The organism is Dyadobacter subterraneus, from assembly GCF_015221875.1.
In the GTDB taxonomy this organism is placed as follows: domain Bacteria; phylum Bacteroidota; class Bacteroidia; order Cytophagales; family Spirosomataceae; genus Dyadobacter; species Dyadobacter subterraneus.
Map to the genome: position 1 here is coordinate 2,651,211 of NZ_JACYGY010000001.1, position 17,337 is coordinate 2,668,547.

Annotated in this window: 10 protein-coding genes and 1 pseudogene; 8 read left to right on the top strand and 3 right to left on the bottom strand. The window is 41.3% G+C overall.

Annotated features, from left to right (window positions below):
* The first annotated feature begins 7 nt into the window (after nucleotides 1-7).
* Complete coding sequence (locus tag IEE83_RS10865; protein WP_194120605.1) at nucleotides 8-1,606, top strand: RagB/SusD family nutrient uptake outer membrane protein; 1,599 nt, start codon at nucleotides 8-10, stop codon at nucleotides 1,604-1,606.
* Between the two features lie 80 nt (nucleotides 1,607-1,686).
* Here IEE83_RS10865 and IEE83_RS10870 read toward each other — a convergent pair.
* The 3 genes and pseudogenes from IEE83_RS10870 to IEE83_RS10880 all read right to left on the bottom strand — a co-directional run bounded on the left by IEE83_RS10870 (nucleotide 1,687) and on the right by IEE83_RS10880 (nucleotide 3,623).
* Nucleotides 1,687-2,379, bottom strand: a pseudogene (locus tag IEE83_RS10870) (SCO family protein).
* Nucleotides 2,321-2,809 carry a toxin-antitoxin system YwqK family antitoxin gene (locus IEE83_RS10875; protein WP_194120606.1) on the bottom strand — a complete coding sequence of 163 codons (489 nt, stop codon included), beginning with the start codon at nucleotides 2,807-2,809 and terminating at the stop codon, nucleotides 2,321-2,323. Before IEE83_RS10875 ends, IEE83_RS10870 begins: the two are co-directional and overlap by 59 nt.
* Nucleotides 2,810-2,873: 64 nt before the next feature.
* Entirely contained in the window at nucleotides 2,874-3,623 is a 750-nt protein-coding gene (locus IEE83_RS10880; protein WP_194120607.1) for a YHYH protein, read from the bottom strand.
* Between the two features lie 273 nt (nucleotides 3,624-3,896).
* Here IEE83_RS10880 and IEE83_RS10885 point away from each other — a divergent pair, with 273 nt between their 5' ends.
* The 7 genes from IEE83_RS10885 to IEE83_RS10915 all read left to right on the top strand — a co-directional run bounded on the left by IEE83_RS10885 (nucleotide 3,897) and on the right by IEE83_RS10915 (nucleotide 17,310).
* Entirely contained in the window at nucleotides 3,897-7,739 is a 3,843-nt protein-coding gene (locus IEE83_RS10885) for a PVC-type heme-binding CxxCH protein (RefSeq protein ID WP_194120608.1), read from the top strand.
* 50 nt (nucleotides 7,740-7,789) lie between these two features.
* Nucleotides 7,790-8,797, top strand: a complete 1,008-nt coding sequence (locus IEE83_RS10890; protein ID WP_194120609.1) for a sugar phosphate isomerase/epimerase family protein — start codon at nucleotides 7,790-7,792, stop codon at nucleotides 8,795-8,797.
* A gap of 116 nt (nucleotides 8,798-8,913) precedes the next feature.
* Nucleotides 8,914-9,519, top strand: a complete 606-nt coding sequence (locus IEE83_RS10895) for an HD domain-containing protein (RefSeq protein ID WP_194120610.1) — start codon at nucleotides 8,914-8,916, stop codon at nucleotides 9,517-9,519.
* A gap of 130 nt (nucleotides 9,520-9,649) precedes the next feature.
* Nucleotides 9,650-9,985, top strand: a complete 336-nt coding sequence (locus IEE83_RS10900; protein ID WP_194120611.1) for a DUF6616 family protein — start codon at nucleotides 9,650-9,652, stop codon at nucleotides 9,983-9,985.
* A gap of 102 nt (nucleotides 9,986-10,087) precedes the next feature.
* Nucleotides 10,088-12,487, top strand: coding sequence for an ABC transporter permease (locus tag IEE83_RS10905; protein ID WP_194120612.1), 2,400 nt, complete (start codon nucleotides 10,088-10,090; stop codon nucleotides 12,485-12,487).
* Between the two features lie 222 nt (nucleotides 12,488-12,709).
* Nucleotides 12,710-14,902 carry an alpha-galactosidase gene (locus IEE83_RS10910; RefSeq protein WP_194120613.1) on the top strand — a complete coding sequence of 731 codons (2,193 nt, stop codon included), beginning with the start codon at nucleotides 12,710-12,712 and terminating at the stop codon, nucleotides 14,900-14,902.
* Between the two features lie 164 nt (nucleotides 14,903-15,066).
* Nucleotides 15,067-17,310, top strand: a complete 2,244-nt coding sequence (locus IEE83_RS10915) for a DUF7133 domain-containing protein (RefSeq protein ID WP_194120614.1) — start codon at nucleotides 15,067-15,069, stop codon at nucleotides 17,308-17,310.
* The last annotated feature ends 27 nt before the right edge of the window (nucleotides 17,311-17,337 follow it).

Here is a 17,337-nt window from a genome sequence, read left to right on the forward strand (position 1 = left end):
AATTGAAATGAAAAAAATAGCAATATATATTTTAGGGTTGCTCGCTGTAATCAATATTGCAGGTTGTGACGAATCAAAACTGGAACTCACAAGTCAGAGCAGTTATGATTACAGTACTTATTTCACGACAAGTGATGGACTAAATCAGGCCGTGGTCGCGACTTATGCGACGCTGTTACACAACGGATTATGGTCGAGAGAGTACTATTTTATCTTTGATCTTTTGGGATATGACGCCAAAAAGACCACCAACCTTCAGGGTGATATGGCACAGTTGGCCGATTATTCTTTTGGTACAAGTCAAACCCAGATCGGGCAGCTTTGGAATAGTCTTTACCGTTTGGTTTTGCGTGCAAATGTTGTCATAGACCGTGCCAAAGTATGGGCACCAACGGTAGCTGCGGATCAGGCGAATGCCAAGCAATATATCGCAGAGGCCCGTTTTTTAAGATCTTATGCTTATTTTAATATTGTAAATCTGTGGGGAAGAGCGCCTTTGATCACCGCTTATGACAGCACCGTTGCAAACAACTATTTCCCTCGCGCCACAACAGGTGCCATGTGGAGTTTTATTGAAAGCGATCTTACAGCTGCCGCAGCAGATTTGCCGGTAAGCTATGATGCTGCTACTGGCCTGGGAAGAGCAACCAAGGGTGCAGCTTTGGCGTTATTGGGCAAAGCATATCTATACCAGGGCAAATATGCGCAAGCGCAAACCACGCTTACGCAATTGACATCGGCTCCGTTTACATACAAACTGGATACTTCTTACGACAATCTTTTCAGTACATCAAATCAGAGCAGCCCGGAAAATATTTTCCAGGTTATGAATGCAGCATGGACGGATTGGGGAATTGGAAACCAGTATTATGTTTTTGGAGGACAAGAAACGTGGGGTGGTAAAGCAACCCACTCGGACCGTGCTCAGGAATATGGTTTTAATGACTGGTTTAACGTTTACGTAACGACTGCCGCAGTAAAAGCATTTAAATACACCAATCCGGCTACGGGTAGTACTTTCACTGATCCGCGTGCTTATTCAACTTTTTATGGAAACGCAGCGAGTGGTGGAGATACTGTTTATTGCGAAAAATGCGCATCCGGAAAAGTTACTTTTCCTTTCAAAGCCAATGATCCCCAGGGATATTATGTTTGGAGAAAATATGAATATTACAACGAAGTTGCCACTTATGGCGGACCTGCAAGTAGTATCAATGGACAGGTTATCAGATATGCTGATGTATTGCTAATGCTGGCAGAATCTTATATCCAGCAAGGACAAACAGGAGCTCAGCCGCTTGCTTTAATTAATCAGGTAAGAAAAAGAGTAAATGCTTTCGAGTACGCAAGTTTAGGAGCAAGTAAAACGGATGCCATGGCCATCTTAATGCGCGAAAGACAACTTGAATTTACTGGTGAACAAAGCCGCTATTTTGACCTGATCCGTTGGGGGCTTGCCAAAAATACAATCAACGCAACCAGAGCGGCAGAGCCGGGCGACGGAAAATCACCGTTCCAGGACAAAAACGTTTTATTACCAATTCCGGATGTTGAAAAAAATTACAACCCAAATGTTGCAAAAGATATTGCAAACAACTGGAATTAGAAACTGCCTGAACTGAAAGTTGAATTTTTTATAAGGTGCGCCGAAAGAAATTTTGGCGCACCTTTTTTAGAATTGTACTACTAATTTTCGCTCTCTTTCAAGAGTTGTTCAATATCAGCTGAAAGCTGCTGCACTTCTAGTTCCAAAGTTCCGTTGTAAATCCCACGAATTCTTTTGTTTTGATCCACCAGAATAATATGTTCTGTATGAAGAAACTGGGTGCTGTCTTTTGTAAAACCAAGGTATTCTTCGGCGAAATACGATTTGCGGGCAAGCTCATAAATTTTACCCGTATTACCGGTGAGCAGATGCCAGTTTGAAGAGCTAATCTGATTTTGCAAAGCGAACTGCCGCAAACGGGCCACGTTATCAATCCATGGCGTGACGCTGAAAGATAACATTACAACTTTGGAATTGTCACCAAAATTCTTTTGAATCAACTTTTAATGTCTGGTCATCACGGGACATATGCTAATGCAGCTTGTAAAAATAAAATTGGCAATATGAACCTTCCCATCAATATCCCTCTCTGTTATCTGTTGCCCATTTTGGTCAGTAAAAGAAAAAGGAGGGATCGTATGCGTTATGTTTTCAGTAACGTCTTTTGTCGAAGTTAAAAACAGCGGTGAAAATTCTGCTGTGTTATAATAAGGCAGATTTCTTTTTTCAGTATTTTCGGAGCATCCAAAAAGACAGAGTGAAATAAAAATGATACTAATTTTTGAATACACTGTCGGAAACATTGACGCAGTTTTTGGTTCCCAGTAACCCATATCTTCTTCCGTTCATTACAATATAATTGGCTCTCACCTTTCCGTTATCATAAAACAATTTTTGTTGCCCTTCTTCATGTCCACGGCGGTAATTCATTTCTTTTATCAATTTACCTTCCCGATTCCACTCCTGGCAGATTCCTTCGTATTCATCATTTTCGAAACGGTACAAGAGTTTTTCCTTACTATTTTCCCACCATGCCTGGTAAAGTCCGGTTTTTTGGCCATGATCAAATTGTCTTTTCTCCCGTATTCTCCCATCGCTGTAAAATTTAATACAGATACCATCTTCCTTTCCATTTGAAAATTCCGAAATCTCAGCCGTATCACCAGAAGGAAATAATGTGTAAATCGAGCCTGTGAATGGTTCTTTATTAAAAAAAATGCGGCCGTTAATATGATTAAAATTACCAGTCGCGCTGTTAATCATTACTTTTTTGTCGTTTGTATTAAGATTACAACCGGTAATAAAAATGAGTAGACATAAAATTATGCTACTCGGAAACTGTGCCCGCTGTGCCATAAAATCCGCTGCCATTGATATAAGGATCGGTACTGGTTATATGGTAATGGTAAATGCCGTTTGGATATTCTGTTGTTGCCAGCGTGTGTCCATGATAAGCGTCAAGGGTGGTGGCGGTCACAAGAGCACCGTTTTCTTCCGGGCCATAAACCGGAAATCCGTCGAGCAGAAAACCAAGGAGTGCTGATTTTGACGTTTTTACTGTCGTTAAATAAAGCGGTTCTACATGATAATGGTATTGTCCCGTCTGCTGAGGATGTCCCCAATATTGGTCAAAACTGGTTGCTTCGCTAGTTAGGGGTTGGTTTGGTCCTGCATATTGATTAAAAAAAGGCACGCCATTCAGCGCGATACCAATCGGGCCAAGCGGAGTAGCCGCATGCTTGGCTGCGACTTTGGGATCAACAGGAATTTTGAAAGTATAGGCTTGTTCGGAAATCGAGTTAGGATTTTTATTAAATGTATTTCCTGCGAAAGTTGTACCGCTGAAATTTTCATACAAACTATTACTGGTCGCATAATACACGCTTTTGTGATCGGGTAATCCTTTTGTTTTGATGGTAATGTAAGTCCCATCCGACGTAATGCTGGTGGCACCGTAAATTTTGGAATAAATAGCCGGGACTTCTGTATTGGTTTCTGTTAAATCGTCCGTGTTATTCTTGCATGCAGTGATTAAAAAAGTAAAAAGTGGTAATAAAATGGGCAGCAATTTTTTCATGATCGTTCTGGTCTTAATGTGTATAATGATTTAAAACTTAGACAAATTTTATGTTTTTTGGTAACTGCAAAAACGCGTACAATTCTATATTGACACGGTCAGATATGTAATAATCCGGATGATCGGCAGCATTATTTTCCTGAAACGTATAACTGGTCATCAACGATTAATAAGGATTATCAGAGTATTAATGAATAGAAAACTGCTTTTTATTATGGCATTTCTGCTGATTAAAGTCTTGATTTTGAATTAAAAAACGCTGTTAATTCTGCTATGAATATTTTGAGATCCGTTCCATTCTTTTTACTCTTCCTGGCTTTCAGTCTGGGTTATCCTTTTCAGAAAGAAAAAGTGCGTAATGAAGTAAAACCCGCAAAAGATTCTCAGCTGCATATTGTCCAAAATCAGTCCGCAGAAACCATCAGTATTTTCCGTGGAAATGAAACAAAGCCGATTCTAACGCAAAATGCAAAAGCAAATTTCCGGCCATATCTGCACCCGTTGGTTGCTCCTGATGGGAAAGGTGTTTTAACAGAATACAGTCCTGGTCATCATAAACATCAAACAGGAATTTATTGGGGCTATACCCGTGTGAATGGCAGAGATTACTTTCATCACCCGGATGAGGGTTATTGGCGCCGCGTTTCCGCAAAAGTTATTGAGGCAAAAGGAGCGGAAGTGAAGTGGCAAACAGTATATGATCTTTTAGATTCTACCGGAACAGCAGTTTTGACCGAAACACAAAACTGGTCGATGCGTGAGAAGGACGGAAAATATTTGCTTGATCTGGAATGGAATGGCGAGGCGCAAACGGATGTCACAATCGGGAAATATGATTATGGCGGATTGTTTGTTCGAATGCCGTGGAAGGAAGGAATAAAAGGTGAAGTCGTAAATGCAGCGCGTCAGAAAAATGAAAAAGCGGAAGGGCAAAATGCATTTTGGGTTGATATAGGCATGCAGGTTGAGGGAAGAAACGATCTGGCCCATATTGCCATATTTGATCATCCCGAAAACAAAGGCTATCCGCAGACCTGGCGCGTGGATAGCCAGTTAGGTGCAGGTCCGGCTCGTGCCCGTAAAGAAGACTGGCATATTAAAAAAGGCGAAACCGAAGTGATCAAGCATGAATTGGTTGTGTATACCGGTGAGCTCAACGACGTAGCATTGACAAAGACATTTGGAGATTTTATCGGAAATAATGGTACTTACAATACCGCCGCGCTTTGGGCAATTGCGCAAAAAGAAGGAAGAGAAGCGAAATTTCTGAGTGCTCAGGAAGCCGTTGCAGCCATGACAATCAAAGACGGTTTTATAGTAAATGCCTACGCCTCTGAGCCGATGATGACACAGCCTATGGCTTTTTGCTGGGACGACCGCGGGCGAATGTGGATTGCCGAAAACAAAGATTACGAATCTCGTGGAAAAGGATTTTCAAATGCAGGTGACAGCCGGATTTTAATTTTGGAAGATACCAATGGTGACGGCGTAGCTGATAAACGTAAGGTTTTTATGGAAGGAATTGCCTTTCCGTCTGCATTGGCTGTGGGTTTTGATGGCATTTTTATAGGTGCTCCGCCAAACCTTCTTTTTGTCCCGGATAAAAATGGCGACGATAAGGCGGATATGGATGATATCGAAGTCAGATTGACAGGTTGGGGAATACGCGACCGCCACGAAACGCTGAACAGTTTTCACTGGGGACCTGATGGCTGGTTATATGGTTTGCAAGGTTTTGCAACACCTTCAAAAGTAGGTAAGCCGAAAGGAAAAGGTAAAATTTATAAACACAAAGATGCTTTTCCGGAAGATATTCTGGAAGGCGAAGGAACCGATATCAATGGCGGCGTTTGGCGCTATCATCCCACCAAAGATAAGTTCGAGGTTGTTGCACACGGATTCAGTAATCCATGGGGAATTGACTATGATGCCAAAGGGCAATTGCTGATGACCGCTTGCGTAATTCCTCATCTTTGGCACGTTATTCCTGGCGGCATTTATCACAGGCAAGGCGGACAGCATTTTAATCCTTACGTTTATAACGATATCAAAACCATTGCGGATCACAGCCACCGGTCGGCTCATGGCGGGGCAAGAGTTTATCTTTCTGATGCTTTTTCAAAAGAAGAAAGAGGGAAAATATTTATGGCAAATATTCATGAACATGGCATTTTATCTGACATACTGGTACCAAAAGGTTCCGGATTTACGGGTAAACATGGTGATGAATTTATGATGGCCAACAATGCGCAATGGGTAGGTTTTAGCATGGAAATCGGGCCGGAAGGAGGCATGTACGTACTGGACTGGCACGATGCCGATATTTGCGGATCAGATGTTTTGAATTCAGAAACCGGACGGATTTTCAGGATTATGCCGAAAGTTTCAAAAGCTGAAAACTGGAAAGACCGCTATGCTGATCTTGGCAAGTTTTCGGATTTGCAGTTAGCAGAACTGCAATCAAGTCCAAGTGAATGGCATGCCAGAAGAGCCAGAATCATTTTACAAAACAGAGCTTCCAAAGGAAAAATTGAAAAAGCCTCCTATGATCGTTTGTTCGATTTGTACCAGAATAGTCCCAACCCTGACTGGCGACTGCGTGCGATGTGGACTTTGCAAATTACAGACGGATTTACGCCGAAAATCCTTTTTGACGCACTAAATGATAAAGATGAATATATCAGATCCTGGGCAATCCAGTTTTTGACAGAGGATAAAGACCCAGCCCCGGAAGTGATCGCAAAGTTTGCTGAAATGGGTGCGACGGATAAATCACCGGTTGTTCGTTTGTATCTGGCTTCTGCATTGCAAAGGATCGATCTGAATGCAAGATGGAAAATAGCCACTGCTTTGGTATCGCATGGAGAAGACGCGGATGATCATAATCTGCCTAAAATGATCTGGTATGGGATTGAGCCTTTGGTAAAGGAAAATCCGGCACGATCCATGGAATTGGCAGGTCACAGTAATATTGCGGTGGTAACGCAGTTTATCGCAAGAAGGGCAGTTGATGCTGATGCAGTAGAAACGTTGGTTACAGCTGTTGGGAAAGCTGCAAAAAATCAAAAAGCCTTACTGGAAGGAATGCGCGACGGTTTGGAAGGAAGGACAGATCTGAAAGCGCCCGCAAATTGGAGTTCGGTATATGCCAGGTTAAAGTTGAAGGAAAAATCGGTAGCGTTGCTTGCCAAGGATATGTCTCAGCATTTTGGTGATACGGAGGCGGCAAAAAATGCAATGATTACACTTAAAAATAAAAAAGCTTCAACAGAAGAAAGAAGGAAATCATTACAATTGTTGAGTTTAAGACAAAGACCGGAATTGGAAAAAGAACTTCCTTTTTTACTGGATGATGCAAATCTTCGTTTGGACGCAATTCGTGCGATGGCTGGTTATGACAGCGAACCATTAGCCAAATTATTGATTGAACGTTATCCTAAATTCAATGCAACTGAAAAATCTGAAACAATTCAGACGCTGGCATCCAGGCCAAAATCCGGTTGGTTGCTGACACAGACAATTTCTAAAAATGTTATTTCAAAAAAGGAAATTCCGACTTATGTAGCCAGACAACTCAGAAGGGTAGTGGGCAGCGGATTTGTTGAGGTATGGGGACCGATTGATCATGTAGCATTTGACGAAAAGGCATATAAGAAATATAAAAATCTGCTGACGGATAATGCTGTATCTGGCGCAAGTACAGCCAACGGACGATTGGTTTTTCAAAAAACCTGTGCGCCCTGTCATAAAATGTATGGCGAAGGCGGAATTATCGGTCCCGAACTTACCGGCTCCAACCGGGCAAATCTTGATTATTTGCTGGGAAACCTTCTGGATCCAAGCGGAGAAATCCAGGATGATTATAAAATGGTGGTGGTTACCACAAGAGACGGACGCACTTATGTAGGAAATATTGCCAAAGAAACAGAAAGGCAGGTAACGTTAAGAATTGTCGGTCAGGATGCAGTTGCTATCAACAAGTCTGATATCCAAACCAGAGAAGTAACGCCGGTTTCCATGATGCCTTCCGGACTTTTGGAGACGTTATCAGATAAGGAAATAACGGATTTGATTGGCTATATGCGAACCACAAAACAGGTAGTTGTGCAAAAGTAGATTTTCCCTGGAACAGCTTTAAAATGATATGAACTTATAAAATTAATTATATGCAGAATCAGGATATTTCAAGACGGGAATTTCTAGTTAATTCGTCGCTCGCAGCAGCAGGCTTTGCACTTCTTTCTGGATCCGCTTTTGGAGCACCGGCTTATATCAAAAATCTGGGCAAACCTAATTCATTATTTAACGGTGTACAGATTGGTGCCATTACTTATTCCTGGCGCAGTATGCCAAGCAGCGCAGAACAGATTTTGCAATATTGTATTGACTGCAACATCAGCGCAATAGAATTAATGGGTCCAGCCGGGGAAGCTTTTGCAGGTGCGCCAACTGCCCCTGAATGGCCATCTGCGGCACCTGGTGCAAATGGACAACGCCCTGAATTAACACCCGAGCAAAAGGCAGCGCGGGAGGAATATACCAAAAAACTGGCTGAATGGCGCGCAAAAGTTTCTATGGATAACTTTGTGCAGCTGCGTAAAATGTATAATGACGCCGGTGTAAGTATTTATGGATTCAAACCTTCGGCTTTGGGTACAAAAAATACGGATGCAGAAGTTGATTATGCTTTTCGCGCGGCAAAAGCGTTAGGGGCAAATCAGGCTACGGTTGAATTGCCGACGGATCCGGCACAGACGAAACGTCTGGGTGAAATTGCCGCAAAAAACAAGATTTACGTAGGTTATCACGGACACTTGCAGCAAACTTTTGATGCCTGGGATGTTGCACTTGGTCAGTCAAAATATAATGCAATGAATTTCGATATGGGCCATTATGTAGCCGCAGGTTTTGATCCTTTGGTATTTATTCCTGCCAAACATGAGCATATCGTAAGCATGCATACAAAAGACAGAAAAAATAAAGCAAATGGCGGACAAAATGTTCCCTGGGGCGAAGGCGATACGCCAATAGTAGCAGCACTGGAACTGATGCGTAAAAACAAATATAAATTCCCGGCTACGATAGAACTTGAATATGATATTCCGGCAGGTTCAGATGCGGTAAAAGAAACGGCTAAGTGTGTTGAATATGCAAGAAAAGCACTGAAAGCTTAGAAAATTAACGATTTTACAAATTCCGTCAGGTTCATTAATGATCTGGCGGAATTTTGTTTTATGGAGAAAATAGTTTTCATGATTAACTTTAACGCTTAATTAAAAAATAGTCAGTTATGCAAACCGAAGACCTGATAAAACAAATCGAATTCATCAAAGAAATTGATAAATTGAAATATATTCAGCGCCGCACCAAGTTATTTAACAGCGACAGAAATGAGAACGATGCAGAACATAGCTGGCATTTGGCCATGATGGCTATCATTTTGTCAAACCATTCCAATGTTGAAATTGACGTTTTGAAAGTGGTCAAAATGGTATTGATTCATGACATTGTCGAAATTGATGCAGGCGACACTTTCCTTTACGATACAACCAAAAATCATACAAATACGGACGAAGAGTTATTAGCTGCAAAAAGAATTTTCGGAATTTTGCCCGATGAGCAGCGGGATGAAATGATTGCTGTCTGGGAAGAATTTGAAGCCGGAGAAACTGCCGAAGCAAAATTTGCAAGAACCATGGACAGGCTTGAACCCCTTCTCCAAAACGCATCGAATCAGGGTGGAACCTGGAAAGAATTTGACGTAGATTATCAAAAGGTTTATGATAAGAAAAAGGTTATGCAACACGGTTCAACTTCTATCTGGAACTATGCAGAAAACCTGATCAATGAAAGTGTTGAAAACGGAATTCTTAAAAAAGAAAAAACGGAACTTTGAAATGCTATATTATGAAAATTATTTTCGTAAGCAACTCATTTTTATTTAGTTATCAATACCGTTAACTAAGAATTAATTTTTGCTACTTATGTAATCGGTACATTTGATTTCATCTTTAAACGCAAAATGTATGTATATTTTCGTTGAAATGTGGAATCCAAAACAGGCCTGGCTTGATCTGCCAAAAGCTGATCGTACCGATTATATCGCTGCTGTCGGCGGAGCCATCGAAAGTCTTTTAGCTTCGGGCGTGGAGATTGTAACCTGGTCATTTAACGACACTACAATTGACAATTTTAACGGCTTTCAATACTTTGCAATCTGGAAATTTCCAACGCAGGATCTTGTGTTATCTTTCCAGAAAATGGTGGCGGAGGCGGGTTGGTATAATTACTTTGAACAGGTAAATGCATCCGGACTAATCGGAGAACCGGGACCTGTGCTCGATCATTCTATTGCTTTGTAGGGGGGCACAACGTTAAATCATGTTAAAAAGACTTTATCAAGATTTAACTAAGGTTTAAGATTCATAAATTGTTGGTTAAATACTGACAATCCCTGAATCGCCATGTTGAAAAATTACTTTCAAATTGCAGCAAGAAATCTCAAAACTAACCGCTCTTATGCCATTCTCAACATCTTCGGATTGGCGTTGGGTATGGCGGGTGCTGTTTTAATTTTTCTTTTTATCCAATATCATCTGAGTACGGACAGACATCAGCCCGACTTTGATCGTATATACCGAGTCGTTCTGGATCTTCATCTGGACGAAGGAATTGAGCATGAACAAGGCTCTGCATATGCTTTATCAACTGCGCTTGCTCACGATTATTCTCAAATTGAAAAAGCCGGCTTCATTAGCAAATTGCCAAATGTAACGCTATCTGCAAACTCAGGCAGTAGTGTAAAACGCTTTATTGAAAAAGATAATGTTGCCTATGCGGACCAGGGTTATATGGATCTGTTTTCGTTTGACTGGATTCAGAATAACGGTTCAGTTTTGCTGAGTGAGCCTTTTACCGTTGTACTCAGTGAAAAAATGGCACTGAAATATTTTGGTAGGAATGACGTCATCGGAAAAACATTACGGTTGAACAACGCCCACGATTTAAGAATCGTTGGAATTTTAAAAGATCAGAAAAAACCAACAGATTTTGACTTCAATATTTACATTTCACTTCCTACTTTGAAAAAGCTGGATAGAACGAATTGGCAGGAAGAGTTTGGGTGGATCAGCAGCAGGAATTTTACTTTCATAAAGAAATCAGAAGGAAGCAGTAGCGCGGATATTGAAAAAGCCCTGAAAAAAAACGGCACAAAATACTATGGGGAAACTTCAAAATATTATCAGCATAAACTGCAACCCTTGTCCGAAGTCCATTTTGATGAAAGATATGGCGGCGAAATCCGGAAATCTATTTTATGGGTTTTAGCGGGTGTAGGATTTTTTCTTTTGGTTATCGCAAGCATTAATTTTATAAACCTGGCTACCGCACAAGCGCTGAAAAGATCGAAAGAAATCGGGATAAGGAAAGTTTTAGGAAGTACGAAGAGCCAATTGTTTTGGCAATTTATGGCAGAAACTGCTTTGGTGACAATTTTGGCCTCGGTTTTGGCACTGATATTCGTGTTTGCAGTTCTTCCTTCACTTAACAACTGGGCCAATACAAAGTCATTTTATCCCGGCGTATTATTTCAATTTGAGGTTATTGCCTTCTGGCTTTTGACTATCATAACGGTCATCGGATTTGCAGGGTTTTATCCGGCTGTCATTATTTCCGGTTTCAACCCAATTGCGGCTCTCAAAAGCAAGTTGGGCACGCAGCAAATTGGTGGAATAGGGCTCCGACGTTCGCTAATTACCGTTCAGCTCATTATAGCCCAGATATTGGTTATCGGTACGCTTGTTCTCATACTTCAACTTAAATTTTTCAAAAATGCAGATCTGGGATTTGACCAAAATGCGGTGATAACAATTCCTTTACCAAAGTCGGACACAATCCAAAAAACAAAAGATGCATTAAGGAATGACATGCTGCAATATCCTGATATTAAGTCGGTTTCATATCAATACGAAGCGCCCACGTCAAGTATGGGATTCGGTGGCTCTGTGCGTTTTGACAATCGGGTGGAGTGGGAAAAGTTTGTAATACGCGACCGTTTTGGAGATGAAAATTATTTAAAAACGTATAAAATGCCACTGCTGTCCGGTCGCAGTTTAATGAAACGTGATTCCGTTGTTGAGTTTGTGATTAATGAAGAATTGATGAAACGGTTAGGTGTACAGGACCCGCAGTTCATTCTTGGTAAACAACTCGAAGATGGTGCTTCCGGTTTTAAAGGGGAAATCGTTGGCGTAGTCAAGAGTTTTCATTTAAAATCTTTACAGGAAGCCGTAGAGCCTTGTGTGATTTTCGCCAATCCTAAATTATATAAAGAAGTAGCCGTAAAACTGGACACCCGAAATCTGTCACAATCTATTCAGCATATTAATCAGGCCTGGCAAAAAACTTATCCTGATGAAGTGTTTTCGTATGAATTTGTAGATGAAAAAATAGCGAAATTTTACGAAAAAGAAGAACAGCTCACTTCGCTGATCAGGTCTTTTGCTATGGTTGCTATCCTGATTTGTTGTCTTGGTTTGTATGGTATGGTTTCGTTTATGGTGACACAAAAAACGAAGGAAATCGGAGTCAGGAAAGTGCTGGGCGCCAGTGTTGCTGACATTGTTTCGCTTTTTGGAAAGGAATTTCTGATTTTGGTGGCAGTTGCATTTTTAATTGCCGCGCCCGTTGCCTGGTTTGCCATGACAAACTGGCTTAATCATTTTGCTTACCGGATTAATCTGGACTGGTGGATTTTGGCGTCGGGAGGAATTATAATTCTTTTGATTACCCTATTGACTGTTGGTTATAAGGTTGTAACGGCGGCATTAATGAATCCGGTCAAGAGTCTGGCTTCGGAGTAAGATTGTGTCACTCCAACATTAAATTTTGTGCTCAAAAATTAACTCAGGGTTTTAGCCCTGGGTGCCAGATATCTTTATGAGCCAGGCCTTAGCCAGAAACAAACTACAATACTTAAAGTCCAGAAATAAACTAAGTCAAAAAAATAAACTGTTTTTTGCTCAATACAACGCAGGGAGTCTTATGTTTAGGGTAAAATTCCTAAACATAAATTCTTTGATAAAATGAGTGTCAATTTTAAAATCTTAACCTTCCTTTTTTGCTGTGTTTTATTTGATACAAATGCGCAAAATTTCCCGGTTTGGAAACCAGATCTTGAAAACAAAAAACCCGCAGACTGGCTTGTTCAGCCAATAACCGAAAAAGCCGAAGTATTTAAAAGTCAGGACGGAAAGGATATAGTTTTGTATAATGGATTACTAAAACGGACTTTTCGGATTACACCGGATCTGGCTTGCGTGGATTTTAAAAATTTATCCAACGGACAGCAGTTGCTGCGGGCCGTAAAAGCAGAAGCCAGAATCACCATCAACGGCAAAAATTATAATGTCGGCGGTTTGTACGGACAAAAAGAAAATGCTTATTTATTGCCTGAATGGGTCGACAAATTTAAAACCTCAGATAGTGCTTTTCATTATGTCAGATACACAACGGAAGAAATAAAACCCTACCTGAATTGGAAAACCGCCATGTGGACAGGAAATAAGAAAAATGCCACAGGTAAGACCATTTCTTTTTATTATACCTCATCCCTTGCAGCTCTAAAAGGACTGGAAATCGCGGTTCATTATTCACTTTACGACGGCCTTCCGCTTATCAGTAAATGGGTTACCATTCAAAATAATACAGGCTCTTCGGTTAAAATCGACCAAGTTGTTAACGAAATTCTGGCGGTTGTCGAGGAAGAAAGTGCAGTGGTAGGAACGCCGGAACAAATGGCAAAGCCTAACGGTATTTATATTGAAAACAATTTTGCTTTCAATAACGCGATGCGTTACCCTTTGAGCGATCAGGCAACGCATTGGAAAGTCGATCCGCTTTATACGTCGCAGGTCAACTACGATTTTAAAACGCCATGTTTGCTGGAAATTCATCCAAAAAGGGATATTGGAATTGTACTTAAAAAAGATGAGTTTTTCGAATCGGTCAGAACGTATGAATTATTAAACGATAAATATGACAGGGAAAGAAATGGGTTGGCGGTAAGAAAAATGTACCGTGCCATTGCGCCGTGGACTACGAGCAATCCAATTTTTATGCACCTTGTCAGCAAAAATGACCAGGAAGTGCGTACTGCAATTGACCAGTGTGCCGCAACCGGATATGAAGCCCTGATTTTAAGTTTTGGCAGCCATTGCAACATGGAAGATACAACAGCTGCTAACCTGAAAAAGTGGAAAGAACTGGCGGATTATGCACATGGCAAAAATATTTTTATCGGTAGTTATTCTTTGTTCAGTTCAAGAAAAATCAGTCCGGAAGATGACGTGATTGATCCGAAAACGGGAAAACCGGGCGGTGCTTTTTTTGGAAATGCTCCCTGCATGGGAAGTAAGTGGGGACTGGGATATATCGAAACGCTGAAACATTTCATGACCGCCACCGGCTTTAATATTTTTGAAAATGACGGGCCTTATCCCGGTGATGTATGTGCATCAACAACGCATCCGGGCCACCAGGGACTTGAAGATTCTCAGTGGAAACAGATGGAGCTTCAAAAAGGATTGTACCGTTGGTGTAATCAAAATGGCGTTTACGTAAACGCGCCGGATTGGTACTTTCTGGATGGTACAAATAAAATTGCGCTGGGCTACCGGGAAGTAAATTTTTCTCTGTCAAGAGAACAGCAGATGATACTAAACCGCCAGAATATTTTCGATGCCATGTGGAGTGAAATTCCTTCGATGGTCTGGGGTTTTGTGCCGCTTACAAAATATCAGGGAGGTGGACCGGAGGCAATTCTGGAACCACTTTCTGAACATCTTGACGCTTACAGACAATTGATGATGCAGTATTATGGGGCAGGGATTCAGGCTTGCTATCGCGGTCCACGGTTGTATGATACGGATGTTACAAAAAAGACAGTTATAGAGGTGGTTGACTGGTACAAAAAATACCGTGATATCCTTAATTCAGACGTTATTCATTTGCGACGTGCGGATGGCCGCGATTGGGATGGCATAATGCATGTTAATCCGGGTTTGAAAGAAAAAGGATTGGTAATGCTTTACAATCCTTTAAATGAAAGCATCACACGGGATATAAAACTTCCTGTTTATTACACTTCCAAACATGCCGGTTTGAAAATCAGGGAAAGGGACGGTGTATCCAAAACATATCAGGTTGACAGGGAATTTAACGTGCCGATAAATGTTCAGATCCCGGCCCGAGGATATACCTGGCTGGTTTTGGAATAGAAATATTTTAACAATCCCAACAAAAAATTGTCAGGTTATTTGTTGGGACCGCTTTTTTAAAAGAGACGTCATTTTCTCAATTTTTAAGCAGCTAATAATTAGCATCTTTGCAAAACGACACTTTAATAAAATGCCGGTTAAAATTCCTAAAACCCATTGAACTGATGAAACGAAATTTTTTAAGGACAGGATTTATCCTGTTCTCAACCCTTTTCTTTACCTGTCGGCAACCAGCGTCAAAATCAAATTTGACTGCTGCTTTCAAGCCGGATCAGGTTGAACAAAATCCTTCTTCCAAAGTTTTGTCGCCGGAAGAAAGTATGAAAACAATGCATTTACCGGAAGGTTATCATTTGCAATTAGTCGCCAGTGAACCGATGATTCAGGAACCAGTTGCGATTGTCTGGGATGGAAATGGCAGGATGTATGTGGCTGAAATGAGAAGTTATATGCAGGACATAAACGGCACCGGAGAACGTTTTCCGACCTGCCGGATTTCCCGCCTTGAAGACACGGATGGAGATGGAAAAATGGATAAGAGCACGATATTTATTGACAAACTTGTGCTGCCAAGAATGATGCTGACGCTTGATGACAGGCTGATTGTTAATGAAACTTACACTTACAATCTGCATAGTTATCGTGATACAAATGGCGATGGAATTGCCGATGAGAAAAAACTTGTTTTCAAAAATGATGCAGAGGATAAGGCAAATCTGGAACATCAGAGAAGCGGACTGATATGGAATACCGACAATTGGATTTATACAACAACGAGTCCGGCGCGTTACAGGTATACTAATGGAATGCTAGAAGTGGATTCCCTGGCGGACGCTGGCGGACAATGGGGTTTAACGCATGACGATTACGGGAGGTTATTCTTCTCATCTGCCGGTGGAGAAACGCCGGCGCTGGATTTTCAGCAAAATCCGATTTATGGAAGACTTGATTTGAAAGACCAGCGTATTGACGATTTTGATATTGTGTATCCAATCATTGCGACGCCGGATGTGGAAGGAGGGAAGAAGCGTTTAAAAACAGACAGTACATTGAATCATTTTACTGCTTCCTGTGGACAAACTGTTTATCGGGGTGATAAATTACCAGCTGACCTGAAAGGAGATCTGCTGATTTGTGAACCTGTTGGACGGCTGATCCGAAGGGCAAAAGTCTTAAATCAGGAGGGTAAAACGGTTTTGAAAAATGCCTATGACAAATCGGAATTTATAGCGTCGACGGATATGAACTTCCGGCCGGTTAATATGGATACAGGCCCGGATGGGAATTTGTACATTGTCGATATGTACCACGGAATAATTCAGGAAGGAAACTGGACAAAGCCGGGAAGTTATCTTCGTCCGCAAATTCTTCGTAAAAACCTTGATAAGAATATCAACAGAGGAAGAATTTACAGACTTGTTCATGATGACTTCAAGCCGGGAGAAAAACCGGATTTGCTGGATGCAAGTTCAGAAAAGCTGATATCCTATTTGTCGCATCCCAACGGTTGGTGGCGTGATAATGCACAGAAATTACTGGTTGTCCGTAATGACAAAACCATAGTGCCGGAACTGGAAGATCTTGCGTTGGGCAAAAGAAGTTTTTGGCAGAAACTGGCTTTCTGGAAATCAAAGCCTGCACCTATTGCAAAAGTTCATGCCTTATGGACGTTGGAAGGTTTGAAAAGTATCAACGAAAATATCCTGATCTCTGCTTTGAAAGATACTGATCCGCAGGTCAGAAAAACTGCTGTGAAAATCAGTGAAATGTATTTGAAAAAGAAAGAAGCACCGATTCTGTCCTCTTTGGAACCTCTGAAAAATGACCTGAATGCAGACGTCAAAATTCAGCTTGCGGCTTCTCTTCGATATAGTAAAAATGACAAAGCACGGGCGATTTTAAAAGAGCTGATAGATCGAAATAATTCTAATGAATTGTTGTTTGTCACAGCGTCAAGAAGCTTGAATGAAGCGGACCCTGAGATGCAGGATTTGCTGCTGAAAACGGCAAAAATGAGAGGTGATGACAAAGAACTGGTATTTGCCGGAGCTGCGATTTTCAGACAATTCTGTTCTATTTGTCATGGACTGGATGGCAAAGGTTTACCGTCAGAAGTGGCGCCACCATTAGCTGGTTCGCCGAGGGTTAATGGAAACAAAAACGTTTTGATCAGTATTATTCTCAACGGGCTGACAGGGCCGGTTAACAATAAAAATTATTCCGGAACCATGGTTGCCCTGGGAAATAATGATGACGAATACATTGCTTCGGTAGCCAGTTTCATCAGAACCGGACTTGGCAATCAGGGCGGGTTAATTCAGGATCGCGATGTTGAAAAAGTAAGGAAAAGGGTAGGGGGCAGAGAAACGCCCTGGACTCTGGATGAACTGAAACAGCTTCATCAATAATATCTGTTATTTGAAATTACTTACCAT

What these genes read in the sequence shown, in the direction of transcription:
- IEE83_RS10900 (WP_194120611.1), top strand. Translation starts at nt 9,650, where the DNA reads ATGTATATTTTCGTTGAAATGTGGAATCCAAAACAGGCCTGGCTTGAT.
- IEE83_RS10865 (WP_194120605.1), top strand. Translation starts at nt 8, where the DNA reads ATGAAAAAAATAGCAATATATATTTTAGGGTTGCTCGCTGTAATCAAT.
- IEE83_RS10875 (WP_194120606.1), bottom strand. Translation starts at nt 2,809, where the DNA reads ATGATTAACAGCGCGACTGGTAATTTTAATCATATTAACGGCCGCATT.
- IEE83_RS10890 (WP_194120609.1), top strand. Translation starts at nt 7,790, where the DNA reads ATGCAGAATCAGGATATTTCAAGACGGGAATTTCTAGTTAATTCGTCG.
- IEE83_RS10915 (WP_194120614.1), top strand. Translation starts at nt 15,067, where the DNA reads ATGAAACGAAATTTTTTAAGGACAGGATTTATCCTGTTCTCAACCCTT.
- IEE83_RS10910 (WP_194120613.1), top strand. Translation starts at nt 12,710, where the DNA reads ATGAGTGTCAATTTTAAAATCTTAACCTTCCTTTTTTGCTGTGTTTTA.
- IEE83_RS10895 (WP_194120610.1), top strand. Translation starts at nt 8,914, where the DNA reads ATGCAAACCGAAGACCTGATAAAACAAATCGAATTCATCAAAGAAATT.
- IEE83_RS10880 (WP_194120607.1), bottom strand. Translation starts at nt 3,623, where the DNA reads ATGAAAAAATTGCTGCCCATTTTATTACCACTTTTTACTTTTTTAATC.
- IEE83_RS10885 (WP_194120608.1), top strand. Translation starts at nt 3,897, where the DNA reads ATGAATATTTTGAGATCCGTTCCATTCTTTTTACTCTTCCTGGCTTTC.
- IEE83_RS10905 (WP_194120612.1), top strand. Translation starts at nt 10,088, where the DNA reads ATGTTGAAAAATTACTTTCAAATTGCAGCAAGAAATCTCAAAACTAAC.